A 16,327-nucleotide genomic window follows, 5' to 3' on the forward strand; every position below is an offset into this window, starting at 1 on the left:
CTTTTATATTTTAACATAAGTCCAAATCGCAAGTAAAATAACGCTAATGTTTCATGTGAAACATGAAAAATGAAAAGACATTCTTTGAAAAGAATGCCCATCACAATTAATGTTTATCATCCATAAAGCCAGAAGATTCCTTGTTTTTCTTTTTCGTTTTTCTGACATACATAAAAATTAAGATCACCAGTAAAAGGGTTGTTGCTTGCAGAACGCCGCTGCTAAACAAGAAAAAGTTCTTTATCATGTCCCACATTGTGTTTCACCTCTTTGTGCATGTTCTCAACCCGTATCCTATATAAGGTGAATTTCCCTTTTTAAAAACTTCAAAACATCATGAACAACATTGAGCATTGGGCATATGCTGATATGGAATCTGATCGATAAAGGAGAATTTTCACATGGATGAACGCAGAACATTGGCTTGGCATGAAACATTAGAAATGCACGAGCTGGTTGCTTTTCAATCAAACGGACTCATTAAACTGAAGAAAATGATAAGAGAAGTAAAAGACCCTCAGCTCAGACAGCTTTATAACGTGTCTATTCAGGGTGTTGAGCAAAATTTGAGAGAGCTTCTTCCGTTCTTTCCACAGGCTCCGCACAGAGAAGATGAGGAAGAAGAACGCGCAGATAACCCATTTTACAGCGGTGACCTGCTCGGTTTTGCCAAAACATCTGTCCGCAGCTATGCCATCGCAATTACAGAAACAGCAACACCTCAATTAAGAAACGTACTGGTCAAACAGCTGAATGCTGCCATCCAGCTGCACGCCCAAGTTTATCGATACATGTATCAGCATGGATATTATCCGTCTTACAACCTTTCTGAACTGTTGAAAAACGATGTCAGAAACGCCAACAGAGCCATTTCAATGAAATAAAACAAGCAGCAAAGGAGTTTTCCCTTTGCTGCTATTTCTGCTGATCCTTCAGTAAGCCGTTCGAACGATAAGATTCCAGCACGTCTCTGTTGGATTCTCCCCATTCTTTCATTTGCAAAACAATCGGTTCAAGCGTTCGCCCGAATTCCGTCAGAGAGTACTCAACCTTGGGCGGCACCTGTTGATAAACCTCCCGATGCACGATGCCGTCCGCTTCCAGCTCCCTCAGCTGAAGAGTAAGCATTCTTTGAGTAATACTCGGGCAGATTCGCCGAAACTCATTAAATCGTTTCTTGCCATCTATCATGTGATAAAAAAGAATTCCTTTCCACTTTCCGCCAATGACATCTAGAGTAAATTCAACTGGACAGCCTTCTTTGTTCGGGTATATATTCTTTTTTCCACTCATTCTTGACCCTCCAATAGTACCTTTTTTGATACTACATTACATTTTGCAACTAAGCTACCCAGTATTTTACACACCTTTTCTCCTTAGCTCAAAGAAAATGCTTCTTATTCACATCAATTTTTAAGGGTTTGCATGATTACACCTGCAGCCAGACGTGTTAAACTATATAAAGATTACACTACTTAAAAAAAGGATAGGAGCTATCATGGAAAAGATACTTATTTTCGGACACCAAAACCCAGACACAGATACGATTTGTTCTGCGATCGCTTATGCTGATTTGAAAAACAAACTCGGCTACAATGCTGAGCCTGTCCGTCTCGGACAAGTCAACGGCGAAACACAATACGCGCTTGACTATTTCAAACAAGAAAGCCCGCGTCTTGTTGAAACAGCTGCAAACGAAGTAAACGGCGTTATCCTGGTTGACCATAACGAACGCCAGCAAAGCATCAAAGACATTGAAGAGGTTCAGGTTTTAGAGGTTATCGACCATCACCGCATCGCTAACTTTGAAACAGCTGAGCCGCTTTACTATCGTGCTGAGCCTGTAGGCTGTACGGCTACCATCTTAAACAAAATGTACAAAGAGAATAACGTGAAAATCGAGAAAGAAATTGCCGGCCTTATGCTGTCTGCGATCATTTCTGATTCCCTGTTATTTAAATCTCCAACTTGCACGGACCAAGACGTAGCGGCAGCAAAAGAGCTTGCGGAGATCGCTGGCGTAGATGCTGAAGAATACGGCTTGAACATGTTGAAAGCAGGCGCTGATCTAAGCAAAAAAACAGTGGAAGAGCTCATTTCTCTTGATGCGAAAGAATTTACACTCGGCAGCAAGAAAGTCGAAATCGCACAAGTAAACACAGTGGACATTGAAGATGTAAAAAAACGCCAAGCTGAATTAGAAGCTGTGATCTCAAAAGTTGTGGCTGAGAAGAATCTTGATCTGTTCCTTCTCGTTATCACAGATATCTTAGAAAATGATTCACTTGCTCTTGCAATCGGTAACGAAGCAGCGAAAGTGGAAAAAGCGTTCAACGTTACATTAGAAAACAACACAGCCCTCTTAAAAGGCGTTGTTTCCCGTAAAAAACAAGTCGTTCCTGTCTTAACAGACGCAATGGCTGAATAAGCAAAAAGCATCCCGCGTCGGGATGCTTTTTCTTATTCACCCAGCTTCTCAATTTGTCCCATCACATCAGTAATTTGCTTTGCGTTTTGGACCAGATCTGACTGCTCCAATTCTTTAAGCGATACCTTGCCTTCCTCGGCTTGTTTCAACACCTCTTCAGCGCTTTTCTGCAAGGTTTCGTTATGCTCCTGAATGGTTCGATGAATCTCCGCTGCGGCATCAGGCGGCGTTAATTCATTAAAATCAGCGGCATCCTTCTGAATCGACTCAAGCTGCGCTTCAAGTTTTTCTTTCGCCTCGGTGTCATTTACAGCTTTCTCAGCCAATTCAGGCGCTTCCTCTGCAAATGTCTTCACCTTCTCCACATACCCCGCTGCTTCACTCGTATAGTTCAATCCGTCGTTCACCTGATCAAGCATGCCGCATCCGCCTGCACTCAAAAGTCCCACTCCGGCAAGTACTGTCAAAATGATCTTCATCTTCAGCCCCCTCATCGTTTCTTTTTCATTTTTTCTTTTAAGATCGGAATCAATTTCTCTTTCGCTAACGGCAGCCCTTTCCTCACCAATTCACGCTTCAGCCACTTTTTCAGCTTAGACATTCTGATGCTCCTCTCCCTTTTTGATAAAAATGAAAAAACTCCACCAATTTGGTGAAGTTCCTGAAACAAAAAGACCTTCACCAAATCAGATTTGGCAAAGGTCTCGCTAACAATGAGATTGCCAGCAAAGCCGAGGACACCTTGTCCCGTAATGACGACTTTACTGTGAAAGCTACTCCCCTTTGGAGTGTTCATTTTTATTACTTTCATTCTAAAGCACCGATCTGTTCCAGTCAAATTCCAGCCGTTTATATAAAAGCGCGCTGTGGTATTTAAAATTTGAATGGTTTTTCCATCAGGAGATCATGCTATGACAGAGGAGGTTTTCATCATGAGTCAAGAGCGCGTGAAACGGCCTGGGCATACCAGATGGTACATATCTTCGTTACTTAGCGGCATTATTATTCTTAATTATTTTGACCGAGTGGCCATCTCGGTAGCGGCCCCTGCGATACAAGATTCGTTTCACCTTACTGCAACTGAACTCGGCATCGTGTTTTCCATTTACACCTATTCCTATACACTGATGCAGCTGCCTGTCGGAAGTTTGCTGGACCGTTTTGGGGTCGCATGGGTCACGAGGGTTGGAATGACGATATGGAGCTTTTTAACGATCCTTCTTGCTTTTTTGCAAGGAAAATTGCTGTTGTATCTGTTCCGGTTTCTCATTGGGCTGACGAGCGCCTCTGCGTTCCCTGCTGCCTCTAAGGCAACCGCTCTCTGGTTTCCTCCAAGTGAGCGGGGATTGGCAAACTCATTGTTCGATTCGGCCGCCAAATTTTCAAACGTGATCGGCGCGCCATTGGTCGCGTTTCTTGTCACAACATTTGACTGGCGTGTCGCTTTTTTGACGATTGGATGCATCAATGTGCTGTTTACGATTTTTTTCTGGCAGTATTATGAACAGCCTGAACGGCACAAACGCATTTCTAAAAGTGAACTAAACTATATTCAAAAACACAATGCCATTACAACAGAGCAAATCCCTTACAAAACGGGCCCGCTTTTAAAAAAGCTTTTCACCAATCGGAAAGTATGGGGCTTAATGATCGGATTTACAGGGTACGGGTATACATTCAACCTGCTGCTCACCTGGCTTCCGACTTTCTTTAAACATACATACGGTATGGATCTCATGTCGTCCGGTTTATTTACGGCAGTGCCGTGGCTGATCTCAACCATTTCCGGAATTGCCGTCGGCGGCTGGCTCGTCGATTATTTTATTAAGAAAGGCTATCCTAACACCAAGGTGTACCGAACCGTAATCATAGTCGGAATGAGCTTTGGCTTTTTCTTTTTAGGCTCCATTCTGACGAACAATATTACCGTAGCCATTATTTGCATTTCCATCGGACTCGCCGGAATTTCAGCAACCGCTCCGGTCGGCTGGTCCATCTCCGCAGAACTCGCGCCGATCGGTTCCGTATCCATGCTGAGCTCCATGGTGAATCTCGCAAACAACCTGTTCGGAGGCATTATTGCTGCGTCACTGACAGGGTATTTGTTTGATGTGACAGGCTCCTTTACCCTCAGCTTTCTGGTAGCTGGTTTTGTGCTGTTGCTGGGATTGGTTTTTTATGTGTTTGTACTAGGGGATGTAAAACGAATTAAACTGGAATGAAGAGTGCTTGCTGAAAAGCACTCTTTTCTTTGAATCCGCCAGGTGTTATTTTCTTTCTCCCACATTCACTAGTCTGTCTTCGGACGAAAACACCACCATTTTATCCTTGACTCCAACCAAAGGTAAGGCCTCATAGTGAAAGAAGAAAGGAGGAGTCGGATGGTGAAATTAACAGTAAAAGAACTATCCAATATTGCGAATGTCACAATCAAAACGCTCTATCATTACCACAAAATCGGCTTGCTGGCCCCAAAGGAAATAAGCGAAGCCGGATATCGGTACTATGGTGCTGACGAACTAAAAAGACTGCAGGAAATCCTTTTTTACAAAGAATTAGATATTCCTTTGTCAGAAATTAAAACATTACTAAATGAGGATGCTAAAAGAACAAGTACATTAGAAAAACAAAAAAAGCTGTTTGAAAAGAAAATTGAAAAGTATCAGCATCTCATTCAAACAGTCAACACATCTTTAGAATACGCGAGAAAAGGCGAAAACATGGATCATAAGGTAATGTTTAAAGGATTTGAAAGCGCTGAAGAATGGAAACAATCTTTAGCAGAACAAAATGGGTATTTAAAAGAGCGTTACGATTTTGAATTGGATACACATACAATCAATGTCGATGAAATGAACAAAATGGCAATAGAGGCTAAACATTTTCTTGATAGGATGGCTGATTTTTTAAGAAATGGTGTAACGTATTATGACCCTTCCGTGCAAGAGCATGTCATGAATCATCTTAAGTTCCTAAATCAGAACGGGCATCCGACAAGTAAAGAAGATTACGTAAAACAAACACGTTTTTTTATGCAAGATGATTTCCATAGAGGAATGTTAGAAGAGCAGCAAGCCGGTTTATCTTATTATTTGGTTGTCGTTGCAGAACACCTGTAGTGTTTTGTCACCCTTTATAGGGTGACAGCCATCAGGATTACGAGACAGCACCGCCAACAATCGAAACATTCTGCCGGTCAACGGCAAAACGCCGTCCGTTCCATTTCAATACAGTTTGAACATATCCCAATGAGTCGGCGTTATACCTTCCCGCTATCCGCTGGTACGCCAATAATTCGTATACGCCGTCTCTGTCAAAATCAACCGGATACAAGCCCGATAAAGGATTCACCCATCCTTCTATCGGCATTTTTAACACACCTTGGCTGTTATAAATCTCATTCAAATATTCCCTGCCTTTGTAAGTAAGGTCGAGGATATACGTTTCGTTTTGCTGATGACTGATGACGCTCGCTTTATATTGATTTTGATACCTCACACTGTACTTTAATTCATCATTCAATACATCTGAATTGAAAATTCGCCGGAACTGCCTGTTTAGATAGGCAAACACATATGCATAAATAGCACCGCCACTTCCCCCTGTATCCATTACCACTGCCACATCTTCAATCTTGTCGCCTGTCATATCCCCCAGAAAAAGTGACGGATTGTATCCCATATTGTTTTGAAGCTGAATCTGCTGCTCCTGATGGGTTCTGCCATCACGGATCACCAATGTGATATCTCTCCATAACGGGCTGCCGGGCATTTGATTTCCAGTTAGAAAGACCTCGTCAATAACGCCGTCTCCCGTTACATCACCGTGAGTAGATGCAATGATTGCACGTGAGGAGACAGGCTGCCGAAATACGTATGGATGTTGAACAAGTCCTCTGCCTTCATAAAACCAATAAGGAGTATAAGGAGCCATTCTGATGTCATACACATTCAATTGTGTCACCTTCCCTAATCAGCTGAATGAATCATTATATGCAGGAATGGCACATCAAAGACATATCTTACACACCAATTAAATCCGTACCATATGAATTATCAATTACACAAAGCCACTCGTCTTGCGCATTCTTCTTAAATACATAGGTCGCCCTTCTTTCCATCGCATACTCGGAGTCCTTTTTATCCGAATCAAGCAGTGTCTGAGAAAGGACGAGTACCGTGTCACCTGCTTCCAACAGGATCATTTCCCCTTGTGTCGGGACAATATGATGATTGAAATAGTTCGCAATCGTGATAAATGCTTTTTTGATTTCTTCCTTGCCTCGTGCGATCATGCCCGGCTTCACAACTAAAATGGCATCTTCCGAATAATAATTCATCAGTGTATCAAAATCTTCATTTTGGATTGCCAAATCACACGCAGAGATGATGTCTTTCAATTGCTGTTCCAAATGAATTCCCCCAATCATCATGATTGGATATATTATACATCGCTAGACCACTGAAACCTTGAAAACAAAATGAAAAGTATCCTTTTTTCCTATATAATCAAATAGATATATTTAACAAAGTACCCAAGTGAAGGGGTGAACATTATTGTCTGCGGAAGTAACGTTACATGACAATATACATCATGATTTAAGTGCGGATTGCCAGCACTGTTTTGGCCTGTGCTGTGTCGCCTTGCCTTATGCGAAGTCGGCAGATTTTGCTTTTGATAAAGACGGGGGCACGCCTTGCCGCAACTTACAATCAAACTATCAATGTTCTATACATAAAGATCTCAGAGAAAAAGGATTTCGAGGCTGCTCTGCATATGAATGCTTTGGCGCCGGCCAAAAAGTATCCCAAATCACTTATGAGGGAAAGGATTGGCGAAACAGCCCCGAAACGGCCAACCAGATGTTTGACGTTTTTCCTATCATGCAGCAGCTGCACGAAATGCTCTGGTATTTACATGAAGCTCTTTCTATAGATATAGCCAAGCCGATTCATCCTGAACTGAGAACCAGTTTCGAAAAAATAGAAAGGCTCACCAGACTCAGCAAAGAACGCTTGCTGACACTGCAGGTGGACGAGCATCGAGCTGAGGTCAATGAATGGCTGTTAAAAACAAGTGAGCTGGTGCGTGCCCAAGCCCGCCATCCAAAACTCCCGAAAAAGGTCAGCCGGGGAAGTGTCCTGATCGGCGCGAAACTGAAAGGGCTTGATCTGCGAGGAGCAAATCTAAGAGGGGCGCTGCTCATAGCCGCCGATCTGAGAAATGCCGATTTGAGAATGACAGACTTTATCGGTGCAGATATGAGAGACGCTGATCTCAGCGGCGCCGACCTGACCGGGAGCATCTTTCTGACACAGGCACAGGTGAACGCCGCCAACGGCGATTCGAACACAAAGCTGCCGCTGTCTTTACGAATCCCTGCCCATTGGAAATAAAAAAGGACCCGCTAACGGTCCTTTTTTACTGATCAATTCAATCCTTTTTCGTTCCTTTTATCCGGCACTTTCGCACTTCTTGCCAAGTATCCCGACAGCCATAACGCAACCAGCAGCATGAAGGTGATCATACCGACAACGCCCAGCCAGTGAAAACCAGACCAGAATAGCCCTCCGATTGTTCCGAAAACACTTGAACCGGCGTAATAAAAGAACAAATACAGCGATGAAGCCTGTGCTTTGTTGTGAAGGGCTCTCCTGCCCACCCAGCTGCTGGCAACTGAATGCCCTCCGAAAAAACCGAATGTAAAGAGGGCAATCCCCAGAATTTTCACTGCCAGCATATTGTTTATCGTAAATAACGCACCTGCAATGACGATGAAAATATTCATCACCAATATTTTCGGATAGCCATACCGATCAACCATTCTTCCAATGAAAGACGAGCTGAAAATGCCTACAATCATCACAATAAAGATCCAGCTGGAAAATGCTTTATTAAGCGAATACGGCGGGCCCAACAGCACATACACAATGTAATTAAACAAGGCAACATTGCTTCCAAGCAGCAAAAAACCAATGAGAAACAAGCTGAATAGTTTACGGTCCCTCAAGTGGCCGATCAGAGACATTCCCAATTTCCCGAGCTTCAATTTTCTTGGCGTAAAATGCCTGGATGGCGGCAAATTTATAAAAAATATAACACTAGCAATCAAACTAATGACACCAATTGATCCTATCGCCATATGCCAATTCAAGTACTCGCTCAGGAGCCCGGAAACGATCCTTCCGAAAACGGCGCCGATTGCATTTCCGCTGATATACAGCCCCATCGCCGACCCAAGACTTCCGGGTTCAATTTCTTCCCCGAGATAAGCCATCGCAATCGACGGAAGGCCTGCGAGCGCAACGCCTTGAATGGTTCTCAATACGAGCAGCGTATGAAAGTTTGGACTAAAGGCCGATGCCAGACAGAGAACCGATGCGGCCAGCATGGAAATACCCATAATCGGCTTGCGCCCCCACACCTCGGATAATGAACCAAAGACAAGCATGCTCACAGCTAACAGCATTGTGGTAACAGATAAAGAAAGACTCGCCGCAGTAGGCGTTACATGAAATTCCCGCGTGAATTCCTCCATGAGCGGCTGTACGCAATATAGAATCGCAAATGTATTGAAACCCGCAGCGAAGAAAGCAAACGTAATTTTTCGAAAAACCGGTGTGCCTTTTTGAATGTATGTCATCGGGACTTTATCGGTCCCTCATCATGTTGTGGAGCACTGCCATTCATAAACAATCATCCTTTATTTCTTCCGAATTCAAACATCCTCGAGTCTGTTTATATTACTATCTTAGCACCGTTGATATATGTTGTATAATGCATATAAAATATCATTTTCATGCTTATATGTAATAAAGGAGGGATGATAATTGGAATGGGAACAACTTGAATATTTTCAAACACTGGCCCGAATGCAGCACGTCACGAAAGCCGCAAAAAGCCTCTCCATCACACAGCCTGCGCTTTCACGCTCTATCGCCAGGCTGGAAAATCATTTGGGCGTGCCGCTATTTGACAGGCAAGGACGATCCATTAGCTTAAATCAATACGGACACATTTTTTTGCGGCGGGTTCAGGCGATGATGAAGGAGTACACCGAAGGAAAAGAAGAAATCCAAGCCTTATTAAAGCCAGACCAAGGCGTAGTCTCTCTCGGTTTTTTACATACATTAGGCACCACGCTCGTGCCCGATCTCATCGGCTCCTTTCAGCAGGAATACTCCAACATTTCCTTCCAGCTGAAGCAAAACCACTCTTATTGGCTGCTTGAACGATTAAAATCCGGGGATCTGGACCTCTGTCTCCTCGCTTCGATTAAGCCTGAAAATCCGATCCAATGGATCAAGCTGTGGAGTGAAGAACTCTTTGTATTTGTGCCAAATGATCACCCATTAGCCAGTCGCGAAAGCATTACCCTGAATGAGATTGCCGGGGAGCGTTTTATTTTATTGAAAAAGGGCTATGCGCTTCGGATGACGGTCGATGAGCTGTTTGAGAAGGCTGATATACAGCCGAACATTATGTTTGAAGGAGAAGAAGCAGCTACTGCCGCAGGTTTTGTGGCAGCCGGACTGGGCATATCTATTCTCCCAGACCTGAAAGGCTTAGACCAAAGCAAAATCACCAAAATCCGCGTCAGCTGGCCGGAATGTCAGCGTGTCATAGGAATTGCCTGGATAAAAGGCAGGTTTTTATCACCGGTTGCTGAGACCTTTAAACAATATGTGATCAGCCATTTTTCTGAGTAGGGAGGATTCAAACATGAATGTCAAAAAAATCACGTCAGAACAGGATTTACATACAGCTTTTGAAATCAGAAAGGCAGTATTTGTAGAGGAACAAGGCTGTCCCATTTCGGATGAATTCGATGAGTTCGATACACTCCACGGTGATTGCCAGCACATCCTGGCTTATCATCAGAATGTACCTGTTGGCACTGCACGTGTCCGTATCGTTGGCCACACGGGGAAACTGGAACGAATCTGCATTCTGAAGTCTTACCGCAAATTCGGTTTGGGAAAAGTGATCGTCGATGCATTAGAACGTATTGTGAAAGAACAAGGCATTTCTGCCTTCAAACTGCACGGCCAGACACAGGCGGCAGGCTTTTATGAAAAGCTCGGCTATCGGACTGCATCAGAAGAATTTATGCTGGACGGCATTCCGCATGTGCTGATGACAAAACAAGACGATTCTGCGCTATAGATTGTTCACAATTTTGTCACTTATGAGCATGAACAGTTCATTGGTATACTAATCATCGATTATGGAGAGAAGGAATGATTGTATGCCAGCAAATAAAAAAGAAGGCCTTATATTTGGCGTGATGATGTGCTTTGGAATGGTTTGCGTCATGTCGATTTACAATGCCATCATCAACGGAGCCATCCACGATTTTTCACTGATGACCGTTTTTGAAATGGTCATCGGTTTTATGGTCGCCCTCCTGTTAGATTTACTGTTAGTGGGCCCCCTCGCCAAGAAGATTGCATTCCGCATGCCGTTCGACAAGACTAAAAAAATTTATGTCATCCTTGCCATGTCAACTTGTATGGTGATTGGCATGGTACTTTGTATGTCTGTGTTCGGTTTAGTGACAGCGGTTCTAGCAAATGGGCTGAACGGGGACGGCCTCTTCAGTGCTTATCTTATGATTGTGTTGAAAAATTTCATCCTGGCCTATCCATTGCAATTACTGATTATGGGCCCATTAGTCAGAGGGATTTTCATGAAATTTGTAAAACCAAAGCTCACAGCCGCAATTTAAATAGAATAGGAGTGAGCCTGACACTCACTCCTTTTGCTCATGAATCGAATGTAAAACAAGCTCCGCAAAAGCCTCTGCGGCAGGCAGCTGCCATTTTTTCTTTTTGGGTGTGAGTAAATCGGATCGAGGGCTTCACCATGCTGGAGATTTTTCAGCTTATGTTTTTCACTTCCATTAATCCCTATACCTTACCACATAGTTTTTATACAATTCTTCGTTATAAAGGATTTCTTCGCCATGTGAAGAGCAAATGAGCGTTGGTTTGATTTGATCTATGATTGAGCCGCTGTCGATGTTCTCATTTATATCAACACTGAATCTTCTTATAGGTGGGTGTAAATCCTCCTTACTTGTGATAAAAAGGTCGCCCGTCAATAGCGTACGATCGATTTTATGATAATACACAACATGCCCCGGCGAATGGCCAGGTGTTAAATAGTATTTCAGAGGCAGATGAGCAAGCGTTTGCTCCGTCAGCGGCTGTACAATATGGGCTACCCCTGTGTTCTCCACTTCATTTTTGTTCGGATATGGCTCTTCCCCATTGATGTACTTTAGTTCTTTCTGGTGCGCAAAAATCGGAATATCAAATCTCTCTAACCATTTTGATGCACCCCCGATATGATCACTGTGGCCATGGGTAAGCAAAATGGCTTTTGGATTGCCGATCGCTAACGCTGCCCTAATTTGAGCATCAGCAAAACGTTCTATTCCCGTATCAACAATATAAACATCATCACCATCTTTGATAAACCAGGTATGAACCGGAATACGAAGAGGCACATCAAGCTCAAATTCACATTGAAAGACATGTTCTGATAGTTGTCTCAAATTCACGCAAACCATCTCCTGTGGAAATTTTTTGATAGTTTTAAAGAAAACAGAAGTGAACGGACTATTTTCACCCACGCTCGAGCTGACTGGATTCTTGAGAGGAAACGCCGATTTTCGCCAGCATCAGCTCAACTTGTTAACGTTGTCCATTAATAATCCCTTTTGTTCCCCTTCTTCACATATTCCCAATCACGTTCTATATTCTTCCTCACTCTATGAAGGAGTGCAGAAATGGTTTCCTTTTCCTCTGAAGTAAAACCGGACAAGGCCACTTCCGTGGAATGTTCTCCTTCTCTTCTTAACAATGGATATACCTTTTTCCCTTTCTCAGTCGGGAACAGTTTTTTTATTTTTTTATTTTGCTCATCCGGCAGTTTTTGAATAAATCCCTGCATTTCCAGCTTCTTAATGGCCCGCGCGGCCGTTGTCCGGTCCACTTTTATCATTTCCGCCAATTTTTCTTGAATAATTCCCGGATTTTCGTATATACGCACGAGATAGAGATACTGCCCTCTTGTTAAGTCTAAATCTTTAAATTCGATGTTGCTTATGGAATCCAACGCTCTTGCTATCATGCCGATCTCACGCAAAATATCATTCATTCCTAAAACCCCTCACGTATTTTTGTTGCAATTACAACAAAAATGTTTTAACCTTACTATTATAAGACCACATGCGTGCTGTACAGTCCAGACTAATATCAGAAAAGGATTGATTCATAATGAATATAAAAAGAATAACAACTGAAGCTGATTTACATGAAGCTTTGAATATTAGAAAGACGGTTTTCATTGAGGAGCAACATGTATCGGAATCCGAAGAGTTCGATGAATTTGATACGCTCCAGGAACAATGCCAGCATGTCTTGGTATATCATGAGAATCAGCCTGTCGGCACGGGCCGTGTGCGCATCGTTGACCATACAGCAAAGCTGGAAAGAATCTGCATCCTAAAACCTTACCGTAAGTATGGATTGGGGAAAGTCATCGTAAGCGGGTTAGAAGAAATCATAAAAGAAAAAGGACTGACTGCATGTAAGCTGCATGGTCAAACACAAGCAGCAGGCTTTTATCAAAAACTGGGCTACCAGATTTCTTCACAGGAATTTATGGAAGACGGCATCCCTCACGTCCTGATGACAAAAGACATATCGCGGATTTAACATGAAATATATTTTTTACGGATTAGGCATACTCATATTAAGTTTGGGCATTTCCTTAACCATACAATCAGGACTGGGCACATCACCCTTCGATGCCCTTTTGGTGGGTCTGTCAAAAGAAGTCGGACTTACCGTAGGAAGCTGGGAGGTCCTTATTTCTGTGATCCTCTTAATCTGCAACGCTATATTAACGAGAAAAAAACCTATTTTGCTGGGCTTGATTACAGCATTCATTACTGGAATAGGCATTGATCTTTGGTTGTTTGTTGTAAAAAACACCCTCTATCTAAACGCGTTGTTAAGCAAACTGATTTGTTTCGGAATTGGTTTGGTGCTCATCGGTCTTGGAACAGCCATCTATCTTCAGACGAAATTCGCATCAACACCCATCGATCATTTAACACTTATTATCCGAGATCTCTCCAAAAGAACAATCTTGTTTTCAAGAACATTGGTATACGCTCTTTTCTTAGTATTAGCCATCATCTTTAAAGGCCCTATCGGCATCGGAACCCTATTAACCGTCTGTTTGGGAGGAATGATCCTTCACGTTTTTATGCCTATTGTGGAAAAACAATTCTTATCAAAAAAAAGAAGGGGTTAAAAAAACCTCTTCTTTGAAAAAACGAAACGCAAAACAAGCTACGTTTCGTTCAATAATTTTATGATAAATTAAAATTTATAGTACCAAAAAATCGCAATTTCATTTGCTGTTGGAAGGTTGGAATAAAGCATCGTATCAACTGCACCTATTATAAAGTGATGTTTGGCATAAAAACGACAAGCTGAAACATTAATATCTTGTGTTTCAAGCATAAGACCACAAAAGCGATTCTCCTTTGCCCACTCAATCGCTTTATGTAATAATGCTGTTCCAACGCCTTTTTGTCTATAGTCTTTTGCAACGGCAATGTCCTCTATTAGTGCATACCCATTCCAGTTAGAACGAATCTTAATCCGGCCGATGCAGTTGTTTTCAACATAATATAAAAAGACAACCTTCCCTTCATCTTCAATATAACTAACATCCATTTCATCATCTTCATATTGTTTAAAATAAGGTTTAGAAAATCGTTCCTCAGTATATGTCCAAACACCGTTTTCAAAAGTAGGTATCATTCTCCCAAAAACAACGAAAGGTTCGTTTGGTTTATTGAAATCTTTCAAATTCATTTGAGTCATTTTCTTGATCATATCAATCCCCTCCTAAACGAGATTATATTAGCATACTCGTTTCGATCGATAACAGCTTCCAAAAGGGCACTCTTTAAAAGAACAGCATCCATTACCTTTTATATATAGCGATTTTTCTATTTCACTGTCTTAATGGGGTATTTCAACAGAGGCTTGTGGTACAGTAAAAAGGAATAGAAACAAGAGAAAAGAAGATGAACCTATGCCCACTAACAATAAACTCAATGAGAAATATCATACTTCCTTCAACTGCCCACAACCCTGTTGACTAGTATCCGTGGAGAGAGGAAGCTTTGACACAGCTTCTGCCATTGGTGACATCTCTATTGAAGTATCCAAAGGACAACCAAGGATCGCTCTTTGATTTTTTCAAGAAGAAAGTAGAGTGAATAAAGGAGTGATTGAGTATGTTAACAAGAGAAGATATCTTTAAACACGTCAAAGAAAAATACGGTACATCGCCTGATTACCCGTGGGAGAAATACCCAAACTATGCTTCTTTGAGACATACATCAAACAAAAAATGGTACGGTCTTATCATGAATGTTCTCCCAGAAAAATTAGGCTTGGATGGTCATGGCGAAATAGATATTCTAAATCTAAAATGTCCCCCTGACATAAGTGATAGCTTAAGAAACGGGGAAAATATCTTACCCGGATATCATATGGATAAGGAACATTGGATTTCAATTGTTTTAGAACGGACAGATCCAGAAGGCGAAATCTATAACTTAATCGAGCAGAGCTTTCATTTAACCAAGTGAAGATAAAGAGTGTTCCTGCTAATCGAGCTGCGGAGAGTAGTGGGCACTTTCATTTTAGATATTGTTCTTCACTTTGTCCATAAACGCAACTTAGTCGATCTGGTGTGTGAGTGGGAGAAGAATTTCTACCAACTTCTTATGGAAAAGGATGAATAGTTATGACAAATAACTTAAAACAGAGAAGAATCATTTTAGATTTAGCAGTTACTTTAGATGGTTTTATTGAAGGGAAAAATGGAGAAGTTGATTGGTGCATTATGGACCCTGATATGGGGTTTACTGATTTCTTAAATCAAATTGATACTATTTTATATGGCAGAAAAAGCTACGATTTATGGGGACAATATATTCCAAAAAATGAAGACCCTGATACAGAAAAGGAAATTTGGAAATTGGTTCATAGTAAAAAGAAATATGTTTTTTCCAGAACACAAAATGAGATTGATAATCAAGCCATATTTATAAATGATAATATTCTTGAAGAAGTAAATAAATTGAAGAAAAAGTCTGGCAAAGACATCTGGCTATATGGTGGAGCGAGTCTCATTACAACTTTTATAAATTTGGGGCTTGTTGATGAATTTAGATTATCTATTCACCCTGTTGTTTTGGGAGAAGGAAAACCGTTGTTTATTGATGTAAAACAGAGGATAAATTTAAAAATGGTGAATACAAGAACATTTTCCTCTGGCGTTGTGCAAATCGTTTATCATTGGAATGGCTAAAAAAATCTTTCCCTCCAAAATATACATTGTAAGGTAACACTCGACAGTTATTTTTCTTATTGAACTAAAGGGGGAATCCAATGGTTCTCCTTAATACTATTGAATTATCAACTTTAACAGAGCTAAAAATATCCATTCTCTTGTATTAAAAGAAGAAGACTGGAAAGGACGCATTAACATAATTAAACATTATTTTATATTTCATTCTCCCTCTTTTAAGTAAATCGGCTAAGTTTTGTGTTTATAAAAAAACGAAAGAAGGTGATCCTATGCCCACTAACAATAAACCCAATAGATTATTGGCTGAGAAGTCTACTAATTTTACTTCAACATGCTCATAACCCTGTGGACTGGTTCCCTTGGGGAGAAGAAGCATATGAAAAAGCGAAACGCGAAAACAAGCCTGTTCTCGTATCTATGGGGTATAGCTAACGATGGCTAATCTAAAGAACATGCTATTGATGCCATGTTTATTCATTTTACAAAAAAGGA

General features: G+C 41.6%; 22 protein-coding genes and 2 pseudogenes. 13 read left to right on the top strand and 11 right to left on the bottom strand.

Annotation, left to right across the window (positions count from 1 at the left end; genetic code table 11):
- Positions 1-106: 106 nt before the first annotated feature.
- Complete coding sequence (locus NX903_RS19995; protein WP_003226909.1) at positions 107-256, bottom strand: hypothetical protein; 150 nt, start codon at positions 254-256, stop codon at positions 107-109.
- A gap of 145 nt (positions 257-401) precedes the next feature.
- Here NX903_RS19995 and cotF point away from each other — a divergent pair, with 145 nt between their 5' ends.
- Positions 402-884: a spore coat protein CotF gene (gene cotF, locus NX903_RS20000; protein ID WP_003243364.1), complete on the top strand. Its 483-nt coding sequence runs from the start codon at positions 402-404 to the stop codon at positions 882-884.
- 31 nt (positions 885-915) lie between these two features.
- On the opposite strand, the gene hypR is transcribed toward cotF, so the two are convergent.
- The gene (gene hypR, locus NX903_RS20005; protein WP_014478546.1) at positions 916-1,293 is read right to left on the bottom strand and encodes a transcriptional regulator HypR; all 378 of its coding nucleotides are present in this window, start codon (positions 1,291-1,293) and stop codon (positions 916-918) included.
- Between the two features lie 205 nt (positions 1,294-1,498).
- On the opposite strand from hypR, the gene NX903_RS20010 reads away from it, so the two are divergent.
- A complete protein-coding gene (locus NX903_RS20010; RefSeq protein ID WP_017695792.1) occupies positions 1,499-2,428 on the top strand; it encodes a manganese-dependent inorganic pyrophosphatase in 930 nt (309 codons plus the stop codon).
- 32 nt (positions 2,429-2,460) lie between these two features.
- On the opposite strand, the gene NX903_RS20015 is transcribed toward NX903_RS20010, so the two are convergent.
- Together NX903_RS20015 and NX903_RS20020 are read right to left on the bottom strand one after the other, a co-directional pair.
- Complete coding sequence (locus tag NX903_RS20015) at positions 2,461-2,907, bottom strand: DUF6376 family protein (protein ID WP_038428116.1); 447 nt, start codon at positions 2,905-2,907, stop codon at positions 2,461-2,463.
- Positions 2,908-2,918: 11 nt separating this feature from the next.
- A complete protein-coding gene (locus NX903_RS20020) occupies positions 2,919-3,239 on the bottom strand; it encodes a hypothetical protein (RefSeq protein WP_003226899.1) in 321 nt (106 codons plus the stop codon).
- Between the two features lie 100 nt (positions 3,240-3,339).
- Between NX903_RS20020 and NX903_RS20025 the strand changes: the two genes are divergently transcribed.
- Both NX903_RS20025 and NX903_RS20030 read left to right on the top strand, forming a co-directional pair.
- Positions 3,340-4,650 (top strand): MFS transporter, encoded by a 1,311-nt coding sequence (locus NX903_RS20025; RefSeq protein WP_014478548.1) that lies wholly within the window; start codon positions 3,340-3,342, stop codon positions 4,648-4,650.
- Between the two features lie 159 nt (positions 4,651-4,809).
- Complete coding sequence (locus NX903_RS20030) at positions 4,810-5,547, top strand: MerR family transcriptional regulator (protein WP_144486877.1); 738 nt, start codon at positions 4,810-4,812, stop codon at positions 5,545-5,547.
- 37 nt (positions 5,548-5,584) lie between these two features.
- Here the strand turns inward: NX903_RS20030 and NX903_RS20035 are convergent, their stop codons facing one another.
- Positions 5,585-6,382 carry a hypothetical protein gene (locus NX903_RS20035; RefSeq protein ID WP_144486879.1) on the bottom strand — a complete coding sequence of 266 codons (798 nt, stop codon included), beginning with the start codon at positions 6,380-6,382 and terminating at the stop codon, positions 5,585-5,587.
- 67 nt (positions 6,383-6,449) lie between these two features.
- Entirely contained in the window at positions 6,450-6,839 is a 390-nt protein-coding gene (locus tag NX903_RS20040) for a YybH family protein (RefSeq protein WP_086344544.1), read from the bottom strand.
- A gap of 145 nt (positions 6,840-6,984) precedes the next feature.
- On the opposite strand from NX903_RS20040, the gene NX903_RS20045 reads away from it, so the two are divergent.
- Positions 6,985-7,824, top strand: a complete 840-nt coding sequence (locus NX903_RS20045; RefSeq protein ID WP_038429955.1) for a pentapeptide repeat-containing protein — start codon at positions 6,985-6,987, stop codon at positions 7,822-7,824.
- Between the two features lie 32 nt (positions 7,825-7,856).
- Here NX903_RS20045 and NX903_RS20050 read toward each other — a convergent pair whose 3' ends face one another.
- Positions 7,857-9,071, bottom strand: a complete 1,215-nt coding sequence (locus tag NX903_RS20050; protein ID WP_086344545.1) for an MFS transporter — start codon at positions 9,069-9,071, stop codon at positions 7,857-7,859.
- Between the two features lie 187 nt (positions 9,072-9,258).
- Between NX903_RS20050 and NX903_RS20055 the strand changes: the two genes are divergently transcribed.
- The 3 genes from NX903_RS20055 to NX903_RS20065 all read left to right on the top strand — a co-directional run bounded on the left by NX903_RS20055 (position 9,259) and on the right by NX903_RS20065 (position 11,156).
- A complete protein-coding gene (locus NX903_RS20055; RefSeq protein ID WP_038429957.1) occupies positions 9,259-10,137 on the top strand; it encodes a LysR family transcriptional regulator in 879 nt (292 codons plus the stop codon).
- A gap of 13 nt (positions 10,138-10,150) precedes the next feature.
- A complete protein-coding gene (locus NX903_RS20060) occupies positions 10,151-10,594 on the top strand; it encodes a GNAT family N-acetyltransferase (protein WP_003226881.1) in 444 nt (147 codons plus the stop codon).
- A gap of 82 nt (positions 10,595-10,676) precedes the next feature.
- Positions 10,677-11,156 carry a DUF2798 domain-containing protein gene (locus NX903_RS20065; RefSeq protein ID WP_086344546.1) on the top strand — a complete coding sequence of 160 codons (480 nt, stop codon included), beginning with the start codon at positions 10,677-10,679 and terminating at the stop codon, positions 11,154-11,156.
- A 24-nt stretch (positions 11,157-11,180) separates the two neighbouring features.
- On the opposite strand, the pseudogene NX903_RS20070 reads toward NX903_RS20065, so the two are convergent.
- The 3 genes and pseudogenes from NX903_RS20070 to NX903_RS20080 form a co-directional block, all read right to left on the bottom strand.
- Positions 11,181-11,323 (bottom strand): annotated as a pseudogene (locus tag NX903_RS20070) (LysR family transcriptional regulator); the annotation flags it as partial.
- 7 nt (positions 11,324-11,330) lie between these two features.
- On the bottom strand, positions 11,331-11,993 hold the full coding sequence (locus NX903_RS20075) for an MBL fold metallo-hydrolase (protein WP_003226877.1): 663 nt from the start codon (positions 11,991-11,993) through the stop codon (positions 11,331-11,333).
- A gap of 146 nt (positions 11,994-12,139) precedes the next feature.
- Complete coding sequence (locus tag NX903_RS20080) at positions 12,140-12,592, bottom strand: MarR family transcriptional regulator (protein ID WP_003226875.1); 453 nt, start codon at positions 12,590-12,592, stop codon at positions 12,140-12,142.
- A gap of 119 nt (positions 12,593-12,711) precedes the next feature.
- Between NX903_RS20080 and NX903_RS20085 the strand changes: the two genes are divergently transcribed.
- Both NX903_RS20085 and NX903_RS20090 read left to right on the top strand, forming a co-directional pair.
- On the top strand, positions 12,712-13,152 hold the full coding sequence (locus NX903_RS20085) for a GNAT family N-acetyltransferase (RefSeq protein ID WP_024573074.1): 441 nt from the start codon (positions 12,712-12,714) through the stop codon (positions 13,150-13,152).
- A gap of 1 nt (position 13,153) precedes the next feature.
- Positions 13,154-13,756 carry a YczE/YyaS/YitT family protein gene (locus NX903_RS20090; RefSeq protein WP_042976971.1) on the top strand — a complete coding sequence of 201 codons (603 nt, stop codon included), beginning with the start codon at positions 13,154-13,156 and terminating at the stop codon, positions 13,754-13,756.
- 68 nt (positions 13,757-13,824) lie between these two features.
- On the opposite strand, the gene satA is transcribed toward NX903_RS20090, so the two are convergent.
- Positions 13,825-14,346, bottom strand: a complete 522-nt coding sequence (gene satA, locus NX903_RS20095) for a streptothricin N-acetyltransferase SatA (protein ID WP_014481497.1) — start codon at positions 14,344-14,346, stop codon at positions 13,825-13,827.
- Between the two features lie 407 nt (positions 14,347-14,753).
- On the opposite strand from satA, the gene NX903_RS20100 reads away from it, so the two are divergent.
- The 3 genes and pseudogenes from NX903_RS20100 to NX903_RS20110 form a co-directional block, all read left to right on the top strand.
- Complete coding sequence (locus tag NX903_RS20100) at positions 14,754-15,110, top strand: MmcQ/YjbR family DNA-binding protein (protein WP_086344547.1); 357 nt, start codon at positions 14,754-14,756, stop codon at positions 15,108-15,110.
- A gap of 158 nt (positions 15,111-15,268) precedes the next feature.
- A complete protein-coding gene (locus tag NX903_RS20105; RefSeq protein WP_086344548.1) occupies positions 15,269-15,835 on the top strand; it encodes a dihydrofolate reductase family protein in 567 nt (188 codons plus the stop codon).
- Positions 15,836-16,104: 269 nt separating this feature from the next.
- Positions 16,105-16,264 (top strand): annotated as a pseudogene (locus NX903_RS20110) (DUF255 domain-containing protein); the annotation flags it as partial.
- Positions 16,265-16,327 lie beyond the last annotated feature (63 nt).

It is taken from the genome of Bacillus sp. FSL R5-0576 (genome assembly GCF_038004765.1).
Classification (GTDB): domain Bacteria; phylum Bacillota; class Bacilli; order Bacillales; family Bacillaceae; genus Bacillus; species Bacillus subtilis.